This is a genomic window from Bacteroides ndongoniae, from assembly GCF_900108345.1.
Classification (GTDB): domain Bacteria; phylum Bacteroidota; class Bacteroidia; order Bacteroidales; family Bacteroidaceae; genus Bacteroides; species Bacteroides ndongoniae.
Map to the genome: position 1 here is coordinate 558,285 of NZ_FNVV01000014.1, position 23,021 is coordinate 581,305.

A 23,021-nucleotide genomic window follows, 5' to 3' on the forward strand; every position below is an offset into this window, starting at 1 on the left:
TTCTATACTGAGCCACTTTTTGTTGAGTTTACAAAACATTAATTCGTTTCCATAATGCAGGAATCTGTATATTACTGCGATAAGAAAGAAATCTACATATACTATTACATTCTATTCCTAAAAAGGAAGCATACATTAAAAGGCTTGAATTCACAGAATATAATCGTATATTTTTAGCATTAAAAAATTCTATTTCTAAAACGACATTATCTGGAATAATCTCTACTTCAATTCCATTACGATTAAACATTTTTAAAGTTTGCTGTTTAGCATATAACTCTTCAATAGGATGAAATTTAATCATAATTTTTTTTCTACCTTGTTCCAACAATCGTTTTGCACATCCCTGCTCTATCGCATTAACGTATTGATCAATTTTTTCATATTTCTCACTCTTATTTGCTGACGAAAATTGTCCCAACCAAATATCTACATCCTCCAACTTCTCATAATAGCATTTCCATTCAAAACCATTACAAACATCTTTTAAACTTATTCGCCGCAAATTTCTTACACCATAAAATGAATCCTCAGAAAAGCCATAAAATTTTGTGCCACAAGAATTAAAAAACGAATTATATAAAAGTGGTAATCTAAAAATTTCTAATTTATAACCACGTAATAACAAAGAAATATCCCATATTTGTTGCTTTACCCCCCCCATACCACGATAGCGGTAACGTGGCTGAAATCCAGTATAATAAGTTACATCATGCCAATCTATTTGTTCTTTATATACAGATAATCCTTCTTCTATAAAATGGAATTCTTTGCACAAGGGATGAGTAATAACAGTAGAATGTATATGTAGCAACGCTGGTATATAAGCAATAAATTCTTCTTTATCTACCATTTTTGAAATCTTTTTATCAATATATTTCACCACACATATACAATCTATAGGATGAAAAAATATTTGTCGGAAAGGACGTGGTAACTGCGGATGTGTAGGAATTGGGTAATTTATCTCATATTTTGATGTACTAATAATTATTACATCATTTATACTAAGATTTTCTCTTAAAATTACTCCCAATGATGCCAAATATGTAATATTACTGTGGACTAAAAAAAGATGCTTCATAATTAATTATTATGTATCACGATGAAGTAAATTATTACGATATTTTTTTTTGAATTAGAGTTAGAAATACAACTTTCAAATCAGTTAATTTAAAGCCTAATAATTTGAAACAGCATATTACATACAGTAAAACAAACAATAATTTTATAAAAAATGTCACAACGGAAATCTTTGGAAATATATAAAATATAGTATAAACTAACAGTGGAATAACCACTACACACAAAGACTCCCTGTATATAGATTTCCCTTCGAAATGCATAGCTTTATATAATAAAGTATTCATCACTGTAAAAGATACAGCGGAAGATATTGCTGCAGCATAAATACCACCAACAGGAATAAGCGCTAGATTAAATGTAATGGATAAGATTCCTCCAGTTAAAGTAATGAAACCAATAATTTTAGTCCTTTTCTCAGCACTTAAAATGCCACTATAGATTACATTTTGTCCACTCATTACTACTCCAACAATAAGTAGTGGGACCAATTTATATCCTTCATGAAAATTAGGACCCGTCATAAAATAGAATGCTTCTTGAGAAAATAAACAGATACACATCCCTACAACATAGATAGCTATAAAGAAAATCGACTGTAGTTTTTTTATAAATGAAAAATAATCTGTAGCCCCGTAACGTTTGAATATTTCGGGTTCTATAGCTTTATATCCACTTTGGATAACAATATTAAGTGCTAAAGCCATTGTAAACGCTACATTATAAATTCCTATCTCAGCCATAGGTACATTGCGTTCCAATATAATCCGATCTGAAACACTCAGAATGAGATAAGCTAAAGCACCTGGAAGCAAAGGTAGAGAAAACCTCAATCCCTCCTTAATTTTTGCTAAGTCGAAACTAAAGGTCGCATATTTCTTAATAATATAAAGATATATGCAAAAATAGGGTATATATGTGCATAACATCGAATAATAATATCCAATTAATCCTATCTGCAAGTAAACGATAAAGAACAAATTGAACCCCACTTGGAGCAAAGTTTTACCGAGATTTAATTTTACAAAGGTCAAAGCATCTTGTCTAACTCTATATATAACAAGCGGTAAAATGGAAAAGGAGTCTAAGAAATTTAAAATAACAGCCAGTCTAAAATAAGGATCCCAAGGAACTTGTACATGATACTTCTCTATTAGCTGCGGCAAAAAAGTGAAAGCTAATCCTAATATCAATAAATTCATTAATAAAATGACAGATACAACACTCCCTATGAGCTTACGCCTGTCATTCTCACTATTCCATATAAAATAATATCTAAGTACAAAAGAGTTGAGAGCCAACGTTCCTAATGCGACAAGGAACAGCATAACAGTATTGGTATAAGATAAAATACCATAATCTGTTGGGGACAAAAAATGCGTATATATAGGAAGAAGAAAAAACGATATAATACGTGGACATACTTCACCTATAGAATAATACACTGTATTTTTTAATAGTTTATTCATTAAATAGAAACGTTTTCAAAGCGTTTTGGCTCTTATTTATTTACCACTAAAAATCTATTAGAAACACTTAGTCTTTAATATGTTTTACAATTTCCCTTGCTCTTTCTAACTCATCATACTGACCTATATCAATCCAATATCCAGAAACCGGATAACGAATTACATTAAATCCTTTTGATACTAGTGAGTCCATAAAATCAGTCGCATTAAAGAAAACATTATCTGGAATTAAGTTTAATCTTTCTTTTTTAATTAAATAGATCCCTGCATTAGCATAATAACTAATCGTCGGTTTTTCCGTTACTCCTTTAATATTTCGACCATCCAATTGAAAAATCCCATAAGGAACCTTTACTACATATGGGACAGCTGCCACACTCATATCAGCATCATGCTTTTTAAAATGAAGATAAAAATCTTCATAATCAATATTGGTAAATAAATCGGAATTCATCACCAATATAGTATCATTATAAAACGTATCAACAAATTTTATACTGCCAATAGTTCCAAGATATTTAGGTTCATGGATAGTATTTATTTTTATACCATCGCGTTCAATTTGAAAATGTTCATCTAACTGCTCAGCCAAGTAATTAACTGTAACAGAAATGTGTTTTATTCCATAAGATAATAAATTATCAATATTATAATCAATTATACATTTATCACCTACTTTTATCAAAGGCTTAGGAGTTTTCTCTGTAAGAGGTCGTAATCGTTCACCTTTTCCACCTGCCATTAATACCGCATCAATAGGTAACTTAGTCCTATACTTCTCTAGATTTATAATTTCAACTATAAAATTATTTTCATCTAAAATGGGGACAAGTTTCATCTTTAAATCACGTTGCCTGTGTATGTTTACAACGTCATCATCAATTCCCTTACGCAAAAAGTTGAAATCTTTATGCATAGCTTCATATATTTGATTCTCAACGTTAATGCCACGAATCAAAGCTCTACGCACATCTCCATCGGTCAAAGTTCCAACCATTTTTTGATTAGAATCTACTACAAACAAGACTAAAGGTTCTTCCCGTATATTATTTATAACTTTTAACGCGTCTATCAAAGTCTTGTCTTGCGATATTATATGCATAGCATTCATAATTCAATATCTTTAATTATCAATTCTGCAATCTGCCAATCCAACATCGTATCAAGATCTATAGAATGTTTCTTATCCATTAGATACTTTCTTTTTCTAGTAAATTTAGATAAAGGCATTCTTTTTAAACTATTAGGATTAATAATATAAATTGCACCATTGTATTCATATACGGATGGACAATCTTGTCTACGTGTATAATGTCCATCGCCTTTAGAAATATGTAACATTCCATCCTGATCTTCTTCAAAACATACATAATAAGGATTAGAATCTGTTTCCTTTACACTGACGACCATATCTATATCATTAGAATAAAGTTCCAATGCTTCTTGTATGTGTTTACCTGTACGAAAAGGTGAAGTTGCTTGCAACAATATAATAGCATCAAAAATTTCTCCCTTTTGCTCATAATAATTGATAGCATGCAATAAAACATCGTAAGTACTTGCAGTATCAGTAGCTAAGTATTCAGGACGCTTAAACGGAACTTGCAGACCATAATTTTCTACCACTTCTATGATATAGTCATCATCTGTTGATACGCAAATATGCGCATCATCAGCGATGCAGCGTGCCGCATCAATTGTGTAATATATTAAAGGTTTTCCGTTTAATGGTTTAACATTTTTCCCAGGAATTCCTTTGCTTCCACCTCGCGCTGGAATAATAATCAAAATATTCATCTTATAGATTATAAAAAGACTTATTTATTAAATGCCTCAAAGGAACATTTTTGAGAACCTCTATAATGTATTCAATTGTATTTTCCTTATCATAAGGATTCAAACAATCTTTTGCAATACTTCTTTGCTCATTAGATAAAACTTTATTTAAACCATCTATAATATTCTGTTTACTTGTCCCACAGTTGATAACACTCGGTGCAGCAATTCGCCCTTTTTGTCGATTTCCTATGTTAAGAGTAGGAATGCCAAAACTCGGAACCTCAATAATTCCACTTGAAGAATTTCCTACAACGGCTGTTACATACTGTAAAGCAGAAAGATAACGTTTTAATCCTAATGATGGTATTGACATGCATCTGTCTGAATGTTGACTTACATATTCATTAATCATTTGAATAATGATACGCCCATCAGTGTCACTATTTGGAAGAGTAAAAATAACCTTGTAGTCAGAAAAATCATCTAATGCATCAAGCAAATTCTGACATTGGACTGAAGCCGTATTATTTTCAAGAGTAACAGGATGATAAGTAACAAGCAGAGATTTATCACCTAACACAAAATGAATACTCTCTTCTAGTAACTTTTGGGATAAAAGTGCAACTTTCTTTATGTTTTCTACACCAATAGCCCCTACATAATATACTCTATCAGGTTGTTCTCCCATTTGGATAACTCTTTGTCGATAGACTTCTGTACTAGTAAAATGCAAATGACTCATTTTTGTAATTGCATGACGAATACAATCATCATACGCACCCTCTGTTATCTCACCACCATGTAAATGTGCGACAGGTATCTTAAAAAATAAAGCAGCCGTAACAGCAGCCAATATTTCAAACCGGTCTCCCAAAACAACAATTAAATCTGGTTGTAAGTCTTCGTACGCATCTGCAAACCCAATAGCAGCAAGTCCCACAGATTTAGTCGTAGCATTGGGGGTATCACTAGATAAAAGCATCTGTACTTTCTTATCTATATGAAAGCCATCATGTTCTATCTCCTTATAAGTTAATCCAAATTCTGGAGATAAATGCATATTTGTTGCTATTATCTGCAATTGTAAAGTTGGTTCATCATTAATAGCATGCATTAATCCGCTTAATAAACCATATTCAGCCCGACTGCCCGTTACAATACAAATTTTTCTCATAATTCAATCAATTCATCTTCTTCGTAATCACGCATGGCACGAATTCCTATTACCTCTTCCCATCGCATCGGAGAAATCCCATTTCCAGGACGTTTTACAGTCACATTTTTTTCAGTAAACAAATCTCCAGTTTGAATATGGCAAGCAGCAACAATACTCTTTCTTGCAACATCAATATTCTTACGTTCAGATTCAGATATTTTTTTATGTCCATCACCCAATGCTTGTTCTATATTACGAATGGATTTGACCATTACACGCAATTCTTGAGGTTCAAGTGATGCTTTATGATCAGGCCCTTCCATCGTTTTATCAAGTGTAAAATGCTTTTCTATTATTGTTGCACCGAGAGCTACTGCCGCAATAGGAACTTCTATTCCTTCGGTATGATCAGAATATCCGATCTTAACTCCAAATTTTTCACGAATTTCAAGCATTGCTCTCAAATTAACATCTCGCATAGGGGTTGGATATTCCGTATTACAATGCAATACAGTTATTTGCTCTTTCTTAAGTCCATTATTTAGCAATACATGAATTGCAGCGTCTATATCTGCAAGTTCACTCATACCAGTAGACATTATAACAGGCTCTCCGTATTGTGCAATTTTCTTTATATATGGATAATTAGTAATTTCTCCTGAAGGAATTTTCCATAGCCCTAATTTTAAAGAATGAAGATAATCAATGCTATCCAAGTCAAATGCTGTAGAAAAAAAACAGATACCTTTACTATGACAATAATTAACTAGAATTTTATGTTGTTCATCATTTAATTCTAATTTTTTTAACATAGAAAATTGGCTGTCTTCATTTCCTCCAATATTGCGTTTCTGATAATCTGCCTGTTTTGCAGTCCTAGATACTAGTTTTTCCGTTTTGAATGTTTGGAATTTAATAATATCTACCCCAGCTATTACAGCTTCATCAACTAATTGTTTTGCCAAATCAAGAGAACCGTTATGATTAACTCCAGCTTCTGCTATAATTAATACTTTTGTATTCATTTCTTAATTTTCAAAATTGCAGGATTACCAGAATAAATACCAGGCCGAATAATATTTTTACGCACCAGACTTCCTGCCCCCACTACGGTATCATTACAAATGCAAACACCATTGGCTAGCACTGATTGACTACCAATAAAACAATCGTTGCCAATTTTACAATCACCGTTAACCATAGTACCTGTAGAAATATGACATTGGTCTCCTATACAAGCTCCATGCTCTATGTTACAAAAAGTATTAATAATAACATTTTCGCCAATTCTTGCTCCTGCATTCACAAAAGCATGGTGCATAACTACAGTCCCCTTACCCAAAAAGGCATGGCGTGAAACATATGCTGTACTTGCTATCAAAGTCGCCAAAGTTCCTCCCGCTTCGCAAACCCGGTTGAAAAGTTTCATACGTAATGCCGGGTCTTTGATAAATCCTACAGTTATAAGGAACTCACAAGTGTCAATATAATTAACAATCTGATCATCAGTTCCTATAATAGGATATCCGAGAACATCCTTACCGACTTCTTCCGGAATGTCCAATATGCCTTGAACTGCACGGCCTGTACTTTCAGCAACTTCTATGACTGATTGACAATGACCGCCACCACCAATAAGTATTAAAGGTTTCATGCTTTTAATCGTACGCTACTTGGTATATTTACAATTCTATCAGCCAACCACTCTGTATTCTTTAAACCGTCCGTTTCGCAATGTTTAAACATCTCTAAACGATTCATCAGTTCCCAAACCGGACGAGTCATTATCCCGTGATTATTAGTATATTCCAAAAATTCCTGTTGAGCAGCCTTGTCTTTCAGCATTACAACATTTAACCAATAATTAGAACGGCAGTTTTCTGGTTCTGTGAAGAAAGTTATATCAGAGATGTTTTTGAAAAAATCAGCATAAATCTGAGCCGTTTCACGTTTATTTTCAACATAACGGTCCAAATTCTCTAACTGAGCACAACCTAAAGCAGCATTAATATTCGGCATACGATAGTTATAACCGATATGGTCATGAACAAAAGCCCACCTATGGGGAACTTTAGCCTGTGTAGTAAGATGTTTTGCCAGTTTTCCTAACTCCTCATCCTGAAACAGCAACATGCCGCCACCACCTGTTGTAATAGTCTTGTTCCCGTTAAAGCTTATTGCGCCAACTTTTCCAAAAGTTCCGGTATGCTGCCCTTTGTATAGGCTACCAATACTTTCAGCTGCATCTTCTACCAGTTCAATATGCCATTCATTACAAATTGTTACCAACTCATCTATTTTTACCGGGTGTCCAAATGTATGCATAGGAACACAAGCTTTTACCCGACGTCCTGTCTTTTTATTGTAACATACTCCATTTCTCAGTTCTGCATTCTGTTCCAACCATGTTTGTACAGCTTTAGGAGAAAGACCTAAAGTTTCCATGTCTACATCAATAAACACAGGATGTGCTCCAATATAACTAATAGCATTGCAAGTAGCAATAAAGGTTAAAGCCTGAGTCAAAACCTCATCATCGCGTTCAACTCCAACCAGCATCATTGCCATGTGGAGAGCGTTAGTGCCACTCACACATACAACCGCTTTCTTAGATCCGGTATAAGACGCGATTTTTTCTTCGAAGCGATCTACAAACTTACCAACACTTGATACAAATGTAGTGTCAATACACTCCTCTAAATATTTTTTCTCATTACCTATGAAAAGTGGGGCGTGTAAAGGTACAGTTTCCTCACTTTCGAATAATTGATGAATAAAATCGGTTACTTGACTATACATGATTTTAATTACATTTTTTGATCCAAATTTTTTCCTTTCTCCTCGTGCTCAAAATTAGGAATGAACCGCTTAATGGCACAAACAACGTCTTCTTTGGTAAAAGAAGGCTGAGCAAAAATATCTTCCATTTCCACAAAAAAACGGTCGATTTCTTCCATCGGACGTTTCTTCACTTCTTCGATTACTCCCAGACTTTTAAAGCGGTTCATATCCAGCTTTTCACCGGGAACATAAAATTCTTCATAGGCCTTTTCACCGGTAGTGTCGCTCCCGAAATAAACTACCGGATAATCTTTACTTCCGAACGGCATTTCATAAGCAAACTTCTTGGCTTCTTCGTCAGTCGCAAATTGTTTTTTGAAACAACCTAAACTTTTTACATATTCATCGCAAATGGCTGAAAAAGTCAGCATTTGTCTTTCACCCAGTTTCGGAAAGAATATTTCTCCGTTTTTACCCAAAATACATGCCAACATACAAATCTGACCACTTTCTTCAGGAGAAACAAAATAACGCTTCACATCATTGGGGGCTGCAAGAGGCTGCTTGTGCATGACACGATGAACCCAACCATCGGGCAAGGAACCGTTGGAAAAAGCGACATTGGCAAAACGGGCTGTAGTAACCTTAAATTTAGAAGTATAGGCCATAATCATGTCTTCCATGATGCGCTTGCTGGCTCCCATGATGTTAACAGGATTGGCTGCCTTGTCAGTAGAAACGCAAAAGAAATGTTTAGGTGGATAAACAGCCAGTAAATCCAACAGACGTTTGGCCTTAATATCGTTGTTTTCGATCAGCGCTTGAACAGAATATTTATCCTTTTCGCTACGTACATGCTTGTGAGCCGAGAAATTAGCAAAAATATCAAACCCTTTCTCTTCCATGAATATACGTTCGAAAATGGGATCAGCAAAGTTGAGCGTATATGTACGATATTCTTCCGGAATATACATGCCATAGGTAGAACGAAGATCACGGGTTAATTCAGCCAGTCCGTTTTCATTCAGATCAATAACGACCAGTTTGGAAGGACGGAAAGGCAAAACTGCCTTGATGAAGGAAGAGCCAATGGACCCAGCTCCTCCTACTACACACACACTTCTGTTTTCTATCTCTGCCCGAAGGGTTTCTTTGTTAGCTTCTATATCCTCGGCAAACATGCTTTGCTGCCTGTTTATCACATGGTCTGCAATAAACTGCTCAAGATTTATCATAAATTCTATATCATTTTAAGATTTGGCATGACAAAAGTACGCAAAATAATTATTACTCAGCCATATTTATGCTAATAATCCTACATCTTGTCACATTTTTTGTTAATCGGAAGAGGGGCACCTTGACACCCTGCCCCCTTATTATTCTAACATTTCCTCACGCGCGTGCAGGTGAAGCTTAACTTTCCTTCACACTTGTGTTAAACTTCACCTACACGCGCGCGAAGAAAAAGTTGGTTTTTCGGGATACCAAGCTGTCAAGCTGAGGTTGAGAGTGCGCCGGGGTATCTATGGCGCCAGCGCACTCTACCGAGATGGGCATCACTTGTTGAAACGTGCCTGGTAATCAGCTTCCAGACTGCGCAACAACTCGATGAGGAACTGCTCCAAAGGGAGAACCTTGCTTGTGCGACAAGCTTCCAGGTAGATGCGAAGGACGGCATAGTATCCGTAAAGTTTCGGATTTACCCCTTTTTTATCTGCTGATAGGTGGACTTCGACATGTGAGCCCTGGCTACTATGTCTTCATCACGTAACAGACGACCATCTACTTTGATAACACTTTGTAACTGTGCTATATAGCAACCTAAATTTGAATTATAATAATCTTCTGTCTTCATAATTGTTTTTTTTAGAGTTAATAATTATTTTAGGCGAGTGCGTAACAGCAATATCTAAAAAGTGTTTAAAATCTGTTATTTTTATGCTCCTACAGTACCGACATGTAAGTACTGGGGCGTTTGGCAGTTCCAAAAACTTTGTGCTCCTTTGCGCCAACGGAAGTGTGCGAAGAACTATCGGGACACGGCTTTCGTATTATTTTGTTTAACCAAGAATCAACAATGATTATGAAAAACATGATCATCAGCCTGTTTAACGGCTACTCCGGCACTCAGCCGACAGAGACAACCCTGGAAACCATCGTGGAAATGATCCGTAACGACGCCAGCACGGCGGAACACACCGAACGCCACCGCTACTACCGGCAGCAACACATGAATACTGCCGCCGCACGCGAGAAGGCTGCCTGCCCGTGTTTCGCTGTAGCTGTGCGCTTCGAAGGCGGAAAGCGGAAAGAACACATCGCCGGATATACCTTGCTGTGTCTGGCCGACTTTGACCATGTGCCCGAAGAGCGGATGGCCGAATGCCTGCAACTGATCCGGCAGGACGGGCATACCCTGATGGCGTACACCACCATGAGCGGCACGGGCATACGTGTCATCAGTCGCTACGAAAGGAAGGAGCCTTGTGCTACAAGATCGGACGAGGAACTGCACACCCTGGCTTTTGAGACGATGAACCGCCACTACCACGAACTGACTGGGCTGGAGGCCGACGCCAAATGCCGGAATCTTACCCGGCTGAGCGGACTGGCTCACGACCCGGAGGTGTTCTTCAATCCGGAAGCAATCCCCTTCGGCATACAGAAAGTGCGGCAAACGGCTTCGGCGAAGCTGACGGCGGGAAACAACCGGCTGAAACGGGCGGTGAAAGCTGCCGAGAAACAGCTGGCGGAAGAGGGCATCGCTTACGTGGAACATCATCACAACGAGTACATCATGCGGATGGGCTACCTGCTGAATGCCTACGGCGTGGACCGGACAATGGCCACACAGTGGGCCACGGAACGTTTCGCCGACTACGACGGCGATGTGGAGGGCATCTTTCACTCGTGTTACCGCCAGACGGACGAGTTTGGAACACGGCGTCTGCCTTCGAAGAAGAAGGAAGGAGGTGAAAGCGGCCGCGACTATGCCTCGGTGAAAGACATCGAGGAGTTTCTGACCGGTCAGGGGAAGTTCCGTAAAAACACCGTGACCGGAAAATGTGAGTTTGCTCCTGCTGAAAACCTGGTGTTTGCCGACCTGACGGACCGCGATGTGAACACCCTGTGGTGCCGCATGTGCAAGGAGAAGAAGGCGGTACGCATCGCCGACCTGCGGTCTGTGCTCCAGTCGGAGTTTGTGGAGCTGTTCAATCCTTTTCTGAACTACATGAGTCAGCTGCCTGCCTGGGACGGCCATACGGACTACATCGGGAAGCTGGCCGCACAGGTGCATGTGAAAGACGATCAGCAGTTGTTTGCCACTCTCTTCAAGAAATGGCTGGTGGCGATGATCGCTTCCTTGCTGAACGAGGAGGTGGTGAACCACGAAATTCTGGTACTCATCGGCCGTCAGGGCATTTACAAGACTACCTGGCTGAACAACCTGCTTCCGCCCGAGCTGCGGCGTTACTTCTACCTGAAGAGCAACAGCCGGAACATCTCGAAGGACGACATGCTGACCCTGGCAGAGTTTGCCATGGTGTGCCTGGAGGAACTGGACGAGATGGAGAACAAGGAGCTGAACCAGCTGAAGGCGCTTACCACCATGCGCCACGTGAACGAACGGGCGGCATATGCTCACTTCAAGGAGGTGAGACCGCACATTGCCAGTTTCTGCGGCACCAGCAACAACCCGCACTTCCTGACCGACCTGAGTGGAAACCGTCGCTGGATGCCTTTCGAAGTAGAGAGCATCGACAGCCCGTTTGACCATCCGGTGGATTACGAGGGTGTGTATGCCCAGGCTTTCGCGCTGGCTACCGGCGATTTCCAGTACTGGCTGAGTACGGAAGAGATGGTGACGCTGAATCAACATAACAAGCTGTTTGAAGTGCCCTGCCTGGAACAGGAGCTGATACTGACGCACTACCGCCGCCCCCTGGAAGGAGAAGAGTGCATCTTCGTGACCAACGCCCAGATCCTGGCCCGCATCAATGCCGGCTTGCGGCATAAGCTGAATCCCGTAAAAATCGGCATGGTAATGAAGCAGGAAGGCTTCAAAAGCGTACGTGTCGGAGGAAAACGGGGCTATCTGGTGATAGAGCTGTCCGGGGACGAGATCTACAGGAACCAGCAGGCGTTGGGGAGGTATTTGTAACAGGTGGGGGCCTCACCCCATCCCCTCTCCAAAAGAGAGGGGGGAAGGGTTAAGGAGTTAAGCCGATACCTAAAATAATTGATAATTGATAATTGAAAATGGATAATGAATTTTCAATTCGCATTTGTAAGACTTGGGTCAACTTATAATCTAAAGGGAGCAAAGCGATAGAGTCTTGTAAGTACGGATACGGTAAACGTGACGGTCGCACACTTCAAAATCACGCTGTAAACGCTGTGCCAATTCTTCCTTACGCTTAATCATGCCAACAACACTCCTTTCTCCAAAGCTTCGCGCACCACTTCGTTATCTTCATAGTCGCCAATGACATCGATTTTACGTTCGCCCAATAAATACTTCAAACGGGCTATCAGACGAATACGTGCCAATGCACCCTGTTCCTTTCCGGCGCTACGAATCAACAAGTCAATATCACCCCCACGCTTCGTATCGTCAAGACGCGAACCGAATAAATATACCTTCACCCGGCTTCCATAAATCTCGCGAGCCGCCTGAAGGATAGTTTTTATTTCATTGCTGTTCAACCTCATGATGCAAATGTAACGATTTCTATGGGAATAAACAAAAAATCACTTCCTCCTTGACATCCTGTCCCCTTATTATTCTAACTTTCCTCAGAGGGAGAGAAGTTAAGAACTTAAGGAGTTAAGCCGATAGATAGACTACTCTAAACGCTCAACCCTAAGCCCTTAACTATTAATTTTCAACTTTTAATTTTTAATTCCAACCACCCTTAACTATAAACCCTAAACCTTAAACACTAAACCCTAAACCTTACACTTTCGCTTGCTAAAGTCCCTCTTTACGGAGCTAAAGTGGATGTTTAGGGGGGCTAAAGTGGGTCTTTGGGGAAGGGATTATCACGGACAACTATTTTTCATTCAATCGGATCAAGCGTCGGATCATCCTATCCAAGCTGTCTGAATTAGCTCGTGCTTTCTCTACATCCCATTCATTTTCTATGAAAGGAACTAAAGCCGTATTATATTCTTTTCCTTTGCACCGCCTGCCTTGCGAACCAATCTGTGCTTTTATTTCATCCTTAGACGACTGTAATGCCAGGTTGTGCGTCAGATAATAGGAAGCTTTCAAGGGTAACTGCATTTCTCTCCGTTTTACACTTCCTCCCTGCTTTTGCAGGGCCGATGTCGGCATACGTTCTTTATCGACTCCCAAGAAGTTGGAAAAGCAATCCTGATCTGCCAGAAGCCAGGCTTCGGCTTCATCGACCGCCACATTCACAATGAAATCTTCATTTTGTTCAATTCCCTCCAACAAGTTGCTCTTTGCTACAGGTGCACAATCTTCCGTATCCAAATCGGTCAGCAAAACAACAGGCGTATGCACTGCCAGACGATTGAAATTAGCAATTTTATTTTTAATTTCGCTCCCTCGGGCCGGAAGTTCCCCTTTCACTGTCAATTCGGGAGTATATACAGCCATTATTTTCCGGATGATGGCCTTTGTTACTTCATCCTCACCAACCAGATATATTTCCCTCATATTCAGTCCAAACTAACATTGCCAATATTTTGTAAATTGTCCGGCCTTGTTGCAGGCAACACTGCATCGGCCATAGACAATCCGGCATCCAGAACTTCCTTGACTTCGTCTATCTTATCAACCGTTTTCGCCAATGTTCCTTCATCGCTGTTCAACAGCAGAACCACTTCTGTTTCATCAATGCCTTCATTGGACAAAATATCATAACTGTGAGTAGTTACAATTATCTGTCTCGGCCTATGCCGCTGCATCCGTGCTATAAATTCCGGCAACTGAGCCACCACACCGGGATGCAGATTAATTTCGGGTTCCTCCAATAAAGCGATTCCCTTACCTGCCAATATGGAGAACAGAAGTCCTATCAATCGCAATGTACCATCCGAGAACTGTGCTTCAGTCTGCTTACTTCCTTGAGCTCTCCAATGTAAATACTTGGCTTCCAAATGGTAAAACCCATTTTCATCTTTTACAAAACTCAGGTTATCTAATTGTGGAACAGCACATTTCAACACTTCGTTCACCTTTCTTAGATAACTGTTGCGTGTAGCTTCGTTCAACTTGCTCAGTTCCGACAAAAAATTCCTGCCATAATAATCTTCTTTTGTCTCCGGTGCCAAACTCGACTCCCTTACCATTTGCGGAACGATATTTAAATATTCAATGTCTGCCAATGCATTCCTCAGTTCCAGGAATTGCTGACTGGTTACCGCTTGCTCCAGATGCGTATATTTCAGCGTATCATCTGTTTCATTCTCCGAATTTTCTGTTCTGTCCAACAAACATCGGTTCTCTGTCAGCAGCCACACACTCTCTCTGTTGACTGTAACCTCATTCTTCCGAATTCCGCCTCCCGTATGTTTGAAATTCAATGTATATTTCCACTTATCAGGGGCATCCGACTTCTCGCGCAGTGTAACTTCTATTTCTATATCTGTCCGAACCCGTGCAGCCAAACATCTTATTTTTGTAATGCCACCCCTGCTTTCTACTGCAGTTTGTAATCCTCCTCCTTTTTTAACAATATCCCGCAAAAAACGAAGTGCATCCAAAAAATTAGATTTGCCCGTCGCATTTGCTCCAACAATGAAACAGCGTTCCGCCAATGCAACAGAACAATTCTGAAAATTTTTCCAATTATGTAGTTTTATGTACGAAATGACCATAATATTATACGTAAATGTGTTTATACAGGTTACTTTGTAATCGCATGATGCAAAAGAAACATTTTTTTCACTAATAAACAAGGGGTTCCCTCGGCTTTATCTTTTTATCACCACGGAAGACACAAGGATATTTCACTACGGATTATTCACGGATCCAAATTATTGGTGCGTGGGGGACGCAGACGCAAAATTTTGCGTCTCTACGAGGGTCGGCATCTCTCAACGCTAAACCCTCAACTCTAAACCTTAAACCCTAAACCCTCAACGCTACTCCCTCAACCATTATCATGAATGAGATTCACTGGCACGTAATTCTGACACCAATTCATCAACAATATATAAATCACCCATCAGATAAAGATAATCATCAGCATTGTGCAATCGGAGACTTGTTTCCGAACTATAGAACAAATCTAATGCACGTTCTGGAGAAATGTTCAGTCGCTTGGCAATAAGTGTCACCACACGCCCGACTTTATTCCACATTAAAATATCACTTAACATATAGGTTATAGTTTAGCTTCGTTAATTTTTCAATTCGCAAGCTCAAGTTGCAGTTGACGAGTAACAAGTTGACGAGTTGACAAGGGATTTGTACCGAACTGCTTTAAACGACACTTTATCAAACAGCGCATTCAGGCCTTGCAAACTTGTTGACTGAATCCTTGTCAACTAATAAGTTGAGCACTTGAGAATTAAAAATCGTCGAAGTCAAAATTGAATCTGTTAATTTATTTATCCCTTTTATTTTTTCATCTATAGCAATAAGAGTGATATGTATCTCTGCTTTTGGAGTGCTCAATTATCTACTGCACTGTTTCACGATGGGTTACACGGATCAGATTATTGGTGCGTGAGGGACGCAGACGTAACATTTTGCGTCTCTACGAAGGTCGGCATCGCTCAACCCTAAACCCTAAACTCTCAACCCTAAACCCTCAACCTTACGGTTCCCCAATCGCCTCCACGATCATGCGGACGTGGACGGGCATATAGACGCGGCTGCGAGGGTGCATGCCGGCAGCATTGAGACGTTCGCGCAGGTTGGGATAATAGTTGATCCAGCCCTGCAGTTTGCGGTGGGCTACCTGCGGATTGAGATCGGGGAAATAGCACTGGGCCAATTCGGTGCGGCCGTATGAACGGATGGTAAAGTTCTCCATAGTCTTTTCGGTTTTTCTATCTTTCGTCCGTAAAGATACTGAAAATCAGTGAGAATACCATACATGTGCCTTACTTTAATCAACTATAATCAACCACAATCAACTGTAACCGATATTTACGGATTTTCAGCAATCGCGGTGATGTATCTTTGTAGTGTTCACCACAAGGGAACTCTTATTTATTAACTTTTAATTTTTCAATTATCTATGATTACCTACAAAAAAATCCAAATCGTGGGCGAGAACCATCCTTGCAATGGATTGTGGTACGCACGCCCGGTGATCAGCGAAACGCTGGACATTGAAGCCTTGTCGAAACACATGTCGAAGCACAACACGCCATTCTCGCCCGGTGTGATCAAGGGGGTACTGGCCGACATGGTGACTTGCATCAAGGAGCTGATTCTGGACGGCAAAAACGTGAAACTGGACGACCTTGCCATCTTCTCGGTGGGCATCGTCAGTGACCACGGCGCCGCCTCGGCTCAGGAATTCAAGGTGGCGGACCACGTGAAGGGCCTGAAGCTGCGTGCCCGCGCTACCGGCGAGCTGAGCAATGCCCGCATCAACCTGGAAGCTACACTGCGCGAACTGACTCCCTACTCCATTGAAGGTGGCGGAAACTCCGGAGGTGGCGGAGGAAGCACCGTGACCGATCCGGATGAGGGAGGCGGTGGCGAAGATCCGTTAGGATAAACTGCTACGGGTGGCTGACTTATTTTACTCAAGTTTCGGATTTACCGAATTGAAAATCGGCGAAGCCAAACTTGAAGAAGTTAAAGAAGTTAGAAGGAGTTATCGCCCGCCAAGGTGGGCTAGGAGTTAAAGCCAATAGATTAAGTGTATGGCCTGTATCCTTTTCACAAAGGTATTGGCTTAACTCCTTAACTTCTTAACTCCTCAACTACAACCGATTAATAAACTTGCAAAACTTAAATCATTAACCATTAATCATTCATCATTATCATGAGCAATTCCAATTCGAAAAAGTCGTCGGTCTGGGGCATTGTGCTTAAGGCCATTGTGGCTGTGGCAACCGCCCTGGCCGGAGTGTTTGGCATCACATCGTGCATGGGGCGATGAGAACTGTTACGCTAATTATCGTTCATTGCTCTGCCACCCCCGAGGGGCAGAGCTTTGATTTTGAGCAATGTCGCCGAGATCACATCCGACACCGGGGCTTCCGCGACATCGGGTATCACTTCTACATCACCCGCGACGGAGAGATTCACCGGGGCAGACCGATCGAGCAAATCGGGGCTCACTGCCAGCATCACAACCGGCACAGTGTCGGCATCTGCTACGAAGGCGGACTGGACCGCAACCGGCAACCTTGTGACACCCGTACGCTGGAGCAGAAGGCCAGCCTGCTGGCGCTGATACGTGAACTGAAAAAACTGTTTCCGAATGCTTTAGTCGTAGGACACCGAGATTTGAACCCTATGAAAGCTTGTCCATGCTTCGATGCCGTTGCTGAATACAGGTGAAGGTGGGTTTAGGGTTGAGGGATGAGGGTTTAGGGATGAGGGTTTAGGGTTGAGGGTTGAGAGTCGAAGGTTAAAGTCGACTATTTCCAAAAGCTTTAGAGGGTGTGTCAGAACTAAAAGTAACTGATATCTTGTATCTTGTTGTTTTTAGGCACGGATTACACGGAATTTCGCGGATGATTATTCTTCTATCTCTGCGTTTTTCCGCGTAATCCGTGCCTAAAACACACTTTCACTGTAGTATATAAAAACCGGAAACTTCAATTAGAATTTCTTTCCAAAAACGATGTAAATGAATGTCTTGGCCAAAATTTTAAAGTCGAACCACCAAGAACGGTGTTCTAAATAAAAAAGGTCGTAACGGAGGCGACGAAGCATCTTATCGATGGTATCGGTATAGCCATTGTACAACGTTGCATAGGAAGTAACCCCCGGACGAATCTGGAACAGATAACGGTAACGGGGATCGCGCTCCATAATCTGCTTGATATAAAACTCACGTTCAGGACGCGGACCTATGAAAGCCATCTGGCCGCAGAAAACATTCCAAAGCTGGGGAAGTTCATCGAGGTGGTGATCGCGGAGGAATTTGCCTACCTTCGTCATACGGTCATCCTGTTCGCCGGCATAAAGCGCGGGGCCATTCTTTTCGGCATCCACCTTCATGCTACGGAACTTATATATATAGAAAGGACGACCAAAACGCCCGATTCGTTCCTGCTTGAAAATGGCGGGACCGCCGTCTTCCCTCTTGACTGCTATATAACAGATCAGGAAAAGAGGTGAGAAAACAATCAGAGCAACCAAAGCTACCAAACAATCCGCAATGCGTTTCACATTGCGTTCCAATCCATTCATTCCATCAGAAATATAATGGTCATCTTTCTCGATGTGTTCAAGATCAATGTCTATCATAGTCTCTATTTATTTTCAATACACAAAACAATCTAATTTTCTAAAAACTCTTAATCAATTTCTGTCCATATCCTCTTCATCGCTTCAAGTCTGATGTCCCAGCACCCGGTCGTAATCGTCGAGAAAACGAAGAAGGCGTTGTTTGCTCTTCTTGAGCTGCGGCTCGCGTCGCCAAGGGTCAATCAGCGCGTGGGCACGGTCGTAATAGATACTGCTGTCGGTGCAACCGTAAAGGGTGACAAGCAACAGTGCCTGCGACTGCTCGGCCTTGACCAAAGGCAGAAAGGCTGAAACGGCAGCCAACAGCTGACGGCACTCGTCGCGTTGTCCCAAAACAGTGCGTGCACACAACAACAAACAGTAGAGCTTGCTGCGCAGTATGTCGGTATCCATCTGCAATTCGGCATACTGACGTAATACGTCGTCGGCCAGGGCACGGTCGGCATCGGTCACTCCTGCGGGAGTGTGATAGCGGCACACGGCATCGTGCAGACCTGTAAAAAGGCGGTCGTTGTCGAGGCGGGTATAGACGTGCTTGCCGGTGGTGTTCAGCGCGATGACTTCGTACTGGCCCGGTTGCACGTGCAGCAGGGGTACCCACATCCATTGGTCGACACAGACCACAATCTCTTTACGTCCGGCGCCCGGCTGGATAACGACTTCGGCTTCTACTCCCTGAAAACGTCCTTCGGTGATGCGAACGCGGTCGCCCTTACGCAACTGCCCGGCCTGAGGGACGTAAAGAGGAAGCACATCGCTATAGGAGCGTGCCACCCATTTCAGATTGGCCATGGCTGCATCGGACAGATAGGGATAATGGCTTCCCTCGCGGTCGCGAACACGGGGCAGGAAATTGTACAGGGGGAATTGGCGTTTCAGGCGAAATACTTCGACTTCGGAAGCATGAACAAACACATAATTGTACAGCAGGGGACGCTCGGTGTTGACCAGCTTGCCTCCGGACTCTTTCACTTCGACATAGGAAGGAGCAAAAAAGTCGAACAAAGTACCACCTTCGCGAATACGGCGATTCAGCTCGGTCTGCAACCCTTGCGCAGGTCCCCGATGACAGGACGGCAAGGAAAGCACGTACCAGCGAACCTGATGACCGTTGCGGACTCCCTCCAGCATTCCGGCATCGACCGTACCAGCGTTTAATTCATTCATAGTCAAATCTCGGCCATATCAGTATGTATTATAACAAACTGAAATACAATAGCTTACTATTTAAAATCCGTACATTACTGAAAATTTCAAGTCTTTCTGTCCTTTCACAACCGGGACAAACAGCACGGATGGAATCTTCAGTTTTTATACCTTTCCCAATTTACAAATATCTATCAGTAAGAGAACGCAACGGAAGCTCAAATACTGCATGGACCGGCAAGAAAAAGAATTATTTTTTTCAATGTCGTCCGGCTGCGTCCGAAATGGACCAATATGAACTACCGAAGCCCGTCTTACGGGTTGCAAAGATGCACATTATTTTATTAACGAGCAACTAAAACAGGAGGTAAATTCGAATTTTTTTTTAACAAGGGCAAGGAAGAAGACAGATGTTCACCACAGAAAACACGGAGTAGCACGGAAGGCACTGATTTTCAGGAAGGATTACACGAATTGACAGAAACAGGGAAACGGTATGGCGTTATCTGAATTGCATGTGTGTCATTTTGTCACAAACAACCGAATTTACTTACGTTTAACTTCGTTGGTTTTCAATTCGCAAGTACTCAACTTATTAGTTGACAAGGCTTCAGTTAACAAGTCTGCTAGGCTGGAACTCCCTGTTTGATAAAGTGCCTCTTGAAACGGCTCGCTACAAACGCCTTGTTAACCCGTCAACTTGTTGCTTGTCAACTGAAACCTGAGCTTACGACATCATCGCCTATGCAGTTCGGTAAGATCGAAACTTGAGTGATAAAAAAATACCCTGCCTATTGTTATTGAGATAATTAGTGGTATCTTCGCATGTAGAAAACATATACTGTCAATTATGAAATACCTCAATCCGAAAGCCGACCTCACTTTCAAGAAAGTGTTCGGCGAACACCCCGACTTAGTAATCAGCTTCCTGAATGCACTGTTACCATTTAAAGATGCCGACGAGGAAATCACCTGGGTAGAATACCTTAATCCTGAGCTGGTACCTTTGAACCCGCTTCGCAAAGATAGTATTGTTGACGTACGTTGCCGTGATCACATGGGCCGTCAGTTCATCGTAGAAATGCAAATGATGTGGACTTCGGCTTACAAGCAACGCGTACTGTTCAATGCTTCTAAAGCTTACGTCAGCCAGTTGGACAAGGGAGGTGATTACGAAATATTACAGCCTGTGTATTCGCTTAATCTGGTGAATGACACTTTTTCGGAAAGTGAAGAATTTTATCATGATTTTCAAATTGTAGAATCGGCCGAAACCAAAGAGGTGATTGAAGGGTTGCGCTTCATCTTCATTGAACTCCCTAAGTTTACACCCCACAGTTATAGCGATAAGAAGATGCAGGTTCTCTGGTTGCGCTATTTGACGGAAATTAACGAGAAAACTCGTGAAGTGCCGCAAGAACTAATGAATAACCCCGAAATATGCAAAGCTGTCAGCCAACTGGAAGAGTCAGCTTTCTCAGAAGCACAATTGCTTGGTTATGAAAAATTTTGGGATATCATCAGCACCGCGAAGATGCACATCAGTAGTGCCACAAGAGAAGGAAGAGAGAAAGGTTTTAAGGAAGGTATGGAACAAGGCATAGAGAAAGGTATAGAGAAAGGCATAGAGAAAGGCATAGAGAAAGGCATAGAGAAAGGCATAGAGAAAGGCATAGAGAAAGGCATAGAAAAGGAACGCATAAGGAATGCCACTGCCATGAAACATGCAGGCATTCCGACGAAAACAATTGCTCAAATTACAGGGCTTACAGAAAAAGAAGTTGAAGCATTGTAATGAAAGTTTTGCATATTTATTAGAGGGTGTGTCAGATACCATTACTTAGGTTTGACACACCCTCGTTTTTATAGAAAAACGTATTATCTTCGCAATAGCGAAACAGCCATTTCCGAAATGGGCGTTTCGGAAACATAAAAAGAAAGGAGCAAAGATAGAAAAAGGTGAGCGCAGAGACAAATGAAAACTAAAGTTTTCAATTTGGCTATGCCGAACCGCATCCTATCTTATCCAAAGATATAAAATATCCTGCAAAGGGCTGTCTATGGACGATATGTAGTTTTTTTGCCGCAAAAAAATGGAGCCGATTGTTTTCAGCTACCGCATTTTTTATCTACCTTTACACTCTCGGAAAATAAGAATTGGAGTCCCGTAAAGTAACTTACCCGTACGGGACCTATCAAAAAAAGTATTCAACAATATGGAAAACAGAAGTTTAGTGACCATTGCCGAACACAGCAGAGAGAAAATTCTCTACATGCTTGAGATGGCAAAACAGTTTGAAGAACGTCCGAACCGACACCTGCTGGACGGAAAAGTCGTAGCAACCCTATTTTTCGAGCCTTCTACACGTACACGGCTCAGCTTTGAGACGGCTGCCAACCGGCTGGGAGCACGCGTCATCGGATTCAGCGACCCGAAAGCGACCAGTTCATCGAAAGGTGAAACACTGAAGGATACCATCAAGATGGTGAGCAACTATGCAGACATCATCGTGATGAGACATTATCTGGAGGGAGCTGCCCGATATGCCAGCGAGGTGACCAACGTGCCCATCGTGAATGCAGGAGACGGTGCCAACCAGCATCCTTCGCAGACGATGCTCGACCTGTACTCGATCTACAAGACGCAGGGAACACTGGAAAACCTGAACATCTTCCTGGTGGGTGACCTGAAATACGGACGTACCGTACACTCGCTGCTGATGGCCATGAGACACTTTAACCCGACTTTCCACTTCATCGCACCCGATGAGCTGAAGATGCCGGAAGAATACAAAATATACTGCTGCGAACACGGTATAAAATATGTGGAACATACCGACTTCACGGAAGAGACGATAGCAGATGCCGACATCCTGTACATGACACGCGTACAGCGGGAACGTTTCACGGATCTGATGGAGTACGAACGGGTGAAGAACGTATACATCCTGCGCAACAAGATGCTGGAACATACGCGTCCGAACCTGCGCATCCTGCACCCCCTGCCCCGCGTGAACGAAATTGCCTACGACGTGGACGACAATCCGAAGGCTTATTACTTCCAGCAGGCACAGAACGGACTGTATGCCCGTGAAGCGATCCTGTGCGACGTGCTGGGCATCACGCTGGAGGAAGTGAAAATGGAGAATGAATAATGGGAAATCAGTGAATAATTTCCATTGCCAATCCCCCA

At 41.6% G+C, this 23,021-nt stretch carries 23 protein-coding genes; 6 read left to right on the plus strand and 17 right to left on the minus strand.

Annotated features, from left to right (window positions below; all coding sequences use genetic code 11):
* Window positions 1-28 precede the first annotated feature (28 nt).
* From BQ5591_RS13255 to BQ5591_RS21425, 10 genes are all read right to left on the minus strand, one after another.
* Window positions 29-1,084 (minus strand): polysialyltransferase family glycosyltransferase, encoded by a 1,056-nt coding sequence (locus BQ5591_RS13255; RefSeq protein ID WP_159434480.1) that lies wholly within the window; start codon window positions 1,082-1,084, stop codon window positions 29-31.
* Between the two features lie 34 nt (window positions 1,085-1,118).
* Window positions 1,119-2,552, minus strand: a complete 1,434-nt coding sequence (locus BQ5591_RS13260; RefSeq protein ID WP_071149716.1) for a lipopolysaccharide biosynthesis protein — start codon at window positions 2,550-2,552, stop codon at window positions 1,119-1,121.
* Between the two features lie 67 nt (window positions 2,553-2,619).
* Window positions 2,620-3,663: a nucleotidyltransferase family protein gene (locus BQ5591_RS13265; protein ID WP_071149717.1), complete on the minus strand. Its 1,044-nt coding sequence runs from the start codon at window positions 3,661-3,663 to the stop codon at window positions 2,620-2,622.
* A complete protein-coding gene (locus BQ5591_RS13270) occupies window positions 3,660-4,349 on the minus strand; it encodes an acylneuraminate cytidylyltransferase family protein (RefSeq protein ID WP_071149718.1) in 690 nt (229 codons plus the stop codon). The genes BQ5591_RS13265 and BQ5591_RS13270 overlap by 4 nt, the downstream gene beginning before the upstream one ends.
* A 1-nt stretch (window position 4,350) precedes the next feature.
* Window positions 4,351-5,505 (minus strand): UDP-N-acetylglucosamine 2-epimerase, encoded by a 1,155-nt coding sequence (gene neuC / locus BQ5591_RS13275; protein ID WP_071149719.1) that lies wholly within the window; start codon window positions 5,503-5,505, stop codon window positions 4,351-4,353.
* The gene (gene neuB / locus BQ5591_RS13280) at window positions 5,502-6,512 is read right to left on the minus strand and encodes an N-acetylneuraminate synthase (RefSeq protein ID WP_071149720.1); all 1,011 of its coding nucleotides are present in this window, start codon (window positions 6,510-6,512) and stop codon (window positions 5,502-5,504) included. Before neuB ends, neuC begins: the two co-directional genes overlap by 4 nt.
* Window positions 6,509-7,141 carry an acetyltransferase gene (locus BQ5591_RS13285; RefSeq protein WP_071149721.1) on the minus strand — a complete coding sequence of 211 codons (633 nt, stop codon included), beginning with the start codon at window positions 7,139-7,141 and terminating at the stop codon, window positions 6,509-6,511. Before BQ5591_RS13285 ends, neuB begins: the two co-directional genes overlap by 4 nt.
* Entirely contained in the window at window positions 7,138-8,286 is a 1,149-nt protein-coding gene (locus BQ5591_RS13290) for a LegC family aminotransferase (RefSeq protein ID WP_071149722.1), read from the minus strand. The genes BQ5591_RS13285 and BQ5591_RS13290 overlap by 4 nt, the downstream gene beginning before the upstream one ends.
* 8 nt (window positions 8,287-8,294) lie before the next feature.
* The gene (locus tag BQ5591_RS13295; protein WP_071149723.1) at window positions 8,295-9,503 is read right to left on the minus strand and encodes a polysaccharide biosynthesis protein; all 1,209 of its coding nucleotides are present in this window, start codon (window positions 9,501-9,503) and stop codon (window positions 8,295-8,297) included.
* A gap of 464 nt (window positions 9,504-9,967) precedes the next feature.
* A complete protein-coding gene (locus tag BQ5591_RS21425) occupies window positions 9,968-10,123 on the minus strand; it encodes a hypothetical protein (RefSeq protein ID WP_022163091.1) in 156 nt (51 codons plus the stop codon).
* Between the two features lie 228 nt (window positions 10,124-10,351).
* Here BQ5591_RS21425 and BQ5591_RS13300 point away from each other — a divergent pair, with 228 nt between their 5' ends.
* On the plus strand, window positions 10,352-12,430 hold the full coding sequence (locus tag BQ5591_RS13300; protein ID WP_071150720.1) for a VapE domain-containing protein: 2,079 nt from the start codon (window positions 10,352-10,354) through the stop codon (window positions 12,428-12,430).
* Window positions 12,431-12,690: 260 nt separating this feature from the next.
* On the opposite strand, the gene BQ5591_RS13305 is transcribed toward BQ5591_RS13300, so the two are convergent.
* The 5 genes from BQ5591_RS13305 to BQ5591_RS13330 all read right to left on the minus strand — a co-directional run bounded on the left by BQ5591_RS13305 (window position 12,691) and on the right by BQ5591_RS13330 (window position 16,280).
* On the minus strand, window positions 12,691-12,981 hold the full coding sequence (locus BQ5591_RS13305; RefSeq protein WP_071149724.1) for a nucleotidyltransferase domain-containing protein: 291 nt from the start codon (window positions 12,979-12,981) through the stop codon (window positions 12,691-12,693).
* A 340-nt stretch (window positions 12,982-13,321) separates the two neighbouring features.
* A complete protein-coding gene (locus BQ5591_RS13310; RefSeq protein WP_071149725.1) occupies window positions 13,322-13,954 on the minus strand; it encodes a DUF4276 family protein in 633 nt (210 codons plus the stop codon).
* 2 nt (window positions 13,955-13,956) lie between these two features.
* On the minus strand, window positions 13,957-15,117 hold the full coding sequence (locus tag BQ5591_RS13315) for an AAA family ATPase (protein WP_022163086.1): 1,161 nt from the start codon (window positions 15,115-15,117) through the stop codon (window positions 13,957-13,959).
* Between the two features lie 285 nt (window positions 15,118-15,402).
* On the minus strand, window positions 15,403-15,621 hold the full coding sequence (locus tag BQ5591_RS13320) for a DUF3791 domain-containing protein (protein ID WP_071149726.1): 219 nt from the start codon (window positions 15,619-15,621) through the stop codon (window positions 15,403-15,405).
* Between the two features lie 440 nt (window positions 15,622-16,061).
* A complete protein-coding gene (locus BQ5591_RS13330; protein WP_071149728.1) occupies window positions 16,062-16,280 on the minus strand; it encodes a DUF4248 domain-containing protein in 219 nt (72 codons plus the stop codon).
* A 207-nt stretch (window positions 16,281-16,487) separates the two neighbouring features.
* Between BQ5591_RS13330 and BQ5591_RS13335 the strand changes: the two genes are divergently transcribed.
* The 3 genes from BQ5591_RS13335 to BQ5591_RS13340 all read left to right on the plus strand — a co-directional run bounded on the left by BQ5591_RS13335 (window position 16,488) and on the right by BQ5591_RS13340 (window position 17,767).
* Entirely contained in the window at window positions 16,488-16,976 is a 489-nt protein-coding gene (locus BQ5591_RS13335; RefSeq protein WP_071149729.1) for an HU family DNA-binding protein, read from the plus strand.
* Window positions 16,977-17,246: 270 nt separating this feature from the next.
* Window positions 17,247-17,363 (plus strand): smalltalk protein, encoded by a 117-nt coding sequence (locus BQ5591_RS21430; protein WP_022163082.1) that lies wholly within the window; start codon window positions 17,247-17,249, stop codon window positions 17,361-17,363.
* The gene (locus BQ5591_RS13340) at window positions 17,360-17,767 is read left to right on the plus strand and encodes an N-acetylmuramoyl-L-alanine amidase (RefSeq protein ID WP_071149730.1); all 408 of its coding nucleotides are present in this window, start codon (window positions 17,360-17,362) and stop codon (window positions 17,765-17,767) included. Before BQ5591_RS21430 ends, BQ5591_RS13340 begins: the two co-directional genes overlap by 4 nt.
* Before the next feature lie 264 nt (window positions 17,768-18,031).
* Here BQ5591_RS13340 and BQ5591_RS13345 read toward each other — a convergent pair whose 3' ends face one another.
* Both BQ5591_RS13345 and nusG read right to left on the minus strand, forming a co-directional pair.
* Window positions 18,032-18,682 carry a sugar transferase gene (locus BQ5591_RS13345; protein ID WP_071149731.1) on the minus strand — a complete coding sequence of 217 codons (651 nt, stop codon included), beginning with the start codon at window positions 18,680-18,682 and terminating at the stop codon, window positions 18,032-18,034.
* A gap of 84 nt (window positions 18,683-18,766) precedes the next feature.
* On the minus strand, window positions 18,767-19,849 hold the full coding sequence (gene nusG, locus BQ5591_RS13350; protein WP_205410642.1) for a transcription termination/antitermination protein NusG: 1,083 nt from the start codon (window positions 19,847-19,849) through the stop codon (window positions 18,767-18,769).
* Window positions 19,850-20,678: 829 nt separating this feature from the next.
* On the opposite strand from nusG, the gene BQ5591_RS13355 reads away from it, so the two are divergent.
* Window positions 20,679-21,623 (plus strand): Rpn family recombination-promoting nuclease/putative transposase, encoded by a 945-nt coding sequence (locus BQ5591_RS13355; RefSeq protein WP_071149732.1) that lies wholly within the window; start codon window positions 20,679-20,681, stop codon window positions 21,621-21,623.
* A gap of 421 nt (window positions 21,624-22,044) precedes the next feature.
* Window positions 22,045-22,983 (plus strand): aspartate carbamoyltransferase, encoded by a 939-nt coding sequence (gene pyrB, locus BQ5591_RS13360; RefSeq protein WP_071149733.1) that lies wholly within the window; start codon window positions 22,045-22,047, stop codon window positions 22,981-22,983.
* Window positions 22,984-23,021: the final 38 nt, after the last annotated feature.

Coding starts and splice junctions, on each gene's coding strand:
- BQ5591_RS13255 (WP_159434480.1), bottom strand. CDS start 1,084: ATGAAGCATCTTTTTTTAGTCCACAGTAATATTACATATTTGGCATCA.
- BQ5591_RS13260 (WP_071149716.1), bottom strand. CDS start 2,552: ATGAATAAACTATTAAAAAATACAGTGTATTATTCTATAGGTGAAGTA.
- BQ5591_RS13265 (WP_071149717.1), bottom strand. CDS start 3,663: ATGAATGCTATGCATATAATATCGCAAGACAAGACTTTGATAGACGCG.
- BQ5591_RS13270 (WP_071149718.1), bottom strand. CDS start 4,349: ATGAATATTTTGATTATTATTCCAGCGCGAGGTGGAAGCAAAGGAATT.
- neuC (WP_071149719.1), bottom strand. CDS start 5,505: ATGAGAAAAATTTGTATTGTAACGGGCAGTCGGGCTGAATATGGTTTA.
- neuB (WP_071149720.1), bottom strand. CDS start 6,512: ATGAATACAAAAGTATTAATTATAGCAGAAGCTGGAGTTAATCATAAC.
- BQ5591_RS13285 (WP_071149721.1), bottom strand. CDS start 7,141: ATGAAACCTTTAATACTTATTGGTGGTGGCGGTCATTGTCAATCAGTC.
- BQ5591_RS13290 (WP_071149722.1), bottom strand. CDS start 8,286: ATGTATAGTCAAGTAACCGATTTTATTCATCAATTATTCGAAAGTGAG.
- BQ5591_RS13295 (WP_071149723.1), bottom strand. CDS start 9,503: ATGATAAATCTTGAGCAGTTTATTGCAGACCATGTGATAAACAGGCAG.
- BQ5591_RS21425 (WP_022163091.1), bottom strand. CDS start 10,123: ATGAAGACAGAAGATTATTATAATTCAAATTTAGGTTGCTATATAGCA.
- BQ5591_RS13300 (WP_071150720.1), top strand. CDS start 10,352: ATGAAAAACATGATCATCAGCCTGTTTAACGGCTACTCCGGCACTCAG.
- BQ5591_RS13305 (WP_071149724.1), bottom strand. CDS start 12,981: ATGAGGTTGAACAGCAATGAAATAAAAACTATCCTTCAGGCGGCTCGC.
- BQ5591_RS13310 (WP_071149725.1), bottom strand. CDS start 13,954: ATGAGGGAAATATATCTGGTTGGTGAGGATGAAGTAACAAAGGCCATC.
- BQ5591_RS13315 (WP_022163086.1), bottom strand. CDS start 15,117: ATGGTCATTTCGTACATAAAACTACATAATTGGAAAAATTTTCAGAAT.
- BQ5591_RS13320 (WP_071149726.1), bottom strand. CDS start 15,621: ATGTTAAGTGATATTTTAATGTGGAATAAAGTCGGGCGTGTGGTGACA.
- BQ5591_RS13330 (WP_071149728.1), bottom strand. CDS start 16,280: ATGGAGAACTTTACCATCCGTTCATACGGCCGCACCGAATTGGCCCAG.
- BQ5591_RS13335 (WP_071149729.1), top strand. CDS start 16,488: ATGATTACCTACAAAAAAATCCAAATCGTGGGCGAGAACCATCCTTGC.
- BQ5591_RS21430 (WP_022163082.1), top strand. CDS start 17,247: ATGAGCAATTCCAATTCGAAAAAGTCGTCGGTCTGGGGCATTGTGCTT.
- BQ5591_RS13340 (WP_071149730.1), top strand. CDS start 17,360: ATGAGAACTGTTACGCTAATTATCGTTCATTGCTCTGCCACCCCCGAG.
- BQ5591_RS13345 (WP_071149731.1), bottom strand. CDS start 18,682: ATGATAGACATTGATCTTGAACACATCGAGAAAGATGACCATTATATT.
- nusG (WP_205410642.1), bottom strand. CDS start 19,849: ATGAATGAATTAAACGCTGGTACGGTCGATGCCGGAATGCTGGAGGGA.
- BQ5591_RS13355 (WP_071149732.1), top strand. CDS start 20,679: ATGAAATACCTCAATCCGAAAGCCGACCTCACTTTCAAGAAAGTGTTC.
- pyrB (WP_071149733.1), top strand. CDS start 22,045: ATGGAAAACAGAAGTTTAGTGACCATTGCCGAACACAGCAGAGAGAAA.